We start from the raw sequence: 2,257 nt of genomic DNA, 5'->3' as shown, positions 1-2,257 counted from the left end.
GTCATCGGTCCCTTCCCTGGTCGGCCGGGCGCCCCGACCGCCCGGCCGACCAGGGAAGGGACCGATGACCGTCCGCCCCGACATCCTCCGCCTCCGCCGCGAGGTCTGCGACCTGCACGCCGACCTCGTGCGCTGGGGCCTGGTCACCTGGACCAGCGGCAACATCTCCGCGCGGGTCCCTGGCACCGACCTCATGGTGATCAAGCCCAGCGGGGTCGGCTACGACGACCTCACGCCGGAGTCCATGGTGGTCACCGACCTCGCCGGAGGCGTCGTGGAGGGCGCACACAGCCCCTCCAGCGACACCGCCGCGCACGCCTACGTCTACCGCGAGATGCCGCACGTCGGCGGTGTCGTGCACACCCACAGCCCCTACGCCACCGCCTGGGCCGCCCGGGGCGAGCCCATCCCGTGCGCCATCACCGCCATGGCCGACGAGTTCGGCGCCGACATCCCGGTCGGCCCGTTCGCGCTGATCGGCGGCGACGACATCGGCAGGGGCATCGTCGCCACGCTCACCGGCCACCGGTCGCCGGCCGTGCTGATGCGCGCCCACGGGGTCTTCACCATCGGCGGCACCGCACGGGCCGCCGTCAAGGCGGCGGTGATGTGCGAGGACGTCGCCCGCACCGTGCACCTCGCCCGGGTGCACGGCCCCGTCGAGCCGCTGCCGGCCGAGCACATCGACGCGCTCTACGACCGCTACCAGAACGTCTACGGCCAGCGCGCCGCCGACCGCGAGAAAGAAGGAACGGACTCGTGACCGAACGTCTGCCCCGAATCGGCGTCCTCGGCATCATGCAGGCCCTGTACGACCACATGATCCCGGGCATCACCGAGCGCCAGGCCGGCTACGCGCGCGAGGTCGCCGACCGGCTCGCCGGCGTGGCCGACTTCGTCGTCGGTCCGCCCGTCAAGAGCCGCGCCGACGCCGAGCGCGTGATGCGCGGGTTCGAGAACGACGACCTCGACGGCGTCCTCGTCATCATGCTCACCTACGGACCCGCCATGCGGGTCGCGCGGCTCTTCAGCGAGAACCGGCTGCCGGTCTGCCTCGCCAACATCCAGCCCGAGCCGGCCGTCACGGCCGCCTGGGACATGAGCGACATGACCTACAACCAGGGCATCCACGGCGCGCAGGACACCGCAAACGCCATGGTCCGGGCCGGCCGCGCGTTCGACGTGGTCACCGAGGACTGGCGCAGCGACGCCTTCGCGGAGCGGGTCGGGCGCTGGGCGCGCGCCGCCCGGGCCGTCACCGCGTGGCGGGGGCTCAAGGTCGGCGTGTTCGGCTACGCCATGAACGACATGGGCGACATCCGGGTGGACGAGAACGCGCTGCTGCGCGCCCTCGGCCCCGAGATCAGCTACGTCGCCCCCGGCGACCTGTGGCGCGGCATGCACGAGGTCGCCGACGACGCGGTCGCCGAGCTGATGGCCTGGGAGGACGGCCGCTTCGAGGTCGACTCCCGGCTGTCCAAGGAGGAGCGCGAGGACCACGCCCGGATGCAGGTGGCCATCGAGCGCATCCTCACCGATCGCGGCTACGCGGCCTACTCCACGCACTTCGACGCCATCGGGGAGGACGGCCGCTTCTCCCGGCTGCCGCTCGCCGCGGCCTCCACCCTGATGGCGAAGGGGTACGGCTACGGCGCGGAGGGCGACGCCCTCGCGGCGGCCATGGTCTTCGCCGGCCACCAGCTGGCCGGCGACGGGCACTTCACCGAGATGTACGCCATGGACTTCCCGTCCGACTCGATCCTGATGAGCCACATGGGAGAGGGCAACTGGCGGGTGGCGCGCGAGGACGAACCGGTGCGGCTGATCAAGCGGTCGCTCGGTATCGGCCGGCTCGACGACCCGCCCACCTTCCTCTTCCGCGTGCGGCCGGGCGCGGCCACGCTCGCCTCCCTGGTGTCGCTGGGCGGTGAGCGGTTCCGGCTGGTGGTCGCCGAGGGCGAGGTCCTGGATACCCCGGTGCTGCCGGCCCTGGAGATGCCCTACGGCCAGTTCGCCCCGGCCACCGGCGTGCGCTCCTGCATGGACGCCTGGCTGCGGGCCGGCGGCACGCACCACATGGTCATGAACCTCGGCCACGTCGCGGCCGACTGGCGGGTGTTCTGCGACCTCGCCGGCATCGAGTTCCGCCAGGTGTGAGCCAGGCGGGCGCGGGGCGACGCAGCGCCCCGCGCCCGATGCGCCGGCCCGCAGCCAGGCGTCCATGCAGGAGCGCACGCCGGTGGCCGGGGCGAACTGG

The 2,257-nt window shown here is 73.0% G+C and carries 2 protein-coding genes; both read left to right on the top strand.

Going from position 1 to position 2,257, the window contains the following annotated elements; translation table 11 throughout:
- Positions 1–64 precede the first annotated feature (64 nt).
- On the top strand, positions 65–763 hold the full coding sequence (locus DEF28_RS26305) for an L-ribulose-5-phosphate 4-epimerase (protein WP_114399606.1): 699 nt from the start codon (positions 65–67) through the stop codon (positions 761–763).
- 35 nt (positions 764–798) lie between these two features.
- Entirely contained in the window at positions 799–2,157 is a 1,359-nt protein-coding gene (locus DEF28_RS26300; RefSeq protein ID WP_220270081.1) for an L-fucose/L-arabinose isomerase family protein, read from the top strand.
- The last annotated feature ends 100 nt before the right edge of the window (positions 2,158–2,257 follow it).

It is taken from the genome of Marinitenerispora sediminis (assembly GCF_003336425.1).
In the GTDB taxonomy this organism is placed as follows: domain Bacteria; phylum Actinomycetota; class Actinomycetes; order Streptosporangiales; family Streptosporangiaceae; genus Marinitenerispora; species Marinitenerispora sediminis.
The sequence above is the reverse complement of the archived record's forward strand: the minus strand, read 5'-3'. Positions and strand labels throughout refer to the sequence as shown.

What these genes read in the sequence shown, in the direction of transcription:
- DEF28_RS26305 (WP_114399606.1), top strand. Translation starts at nt 65, where the DNA reads ATGACCGTCCGCCCCGACATCCTCCGCCTCCGCCGCGAGGTCTGCGAC.
- DEF28_RS26300 (WP_220270081.1), top strand. Translation starts at nt 799, where the DNA reads ATGCAGGCCCTGTACGACCACATGATCCCGGGCATCACCGAGCGCCAG.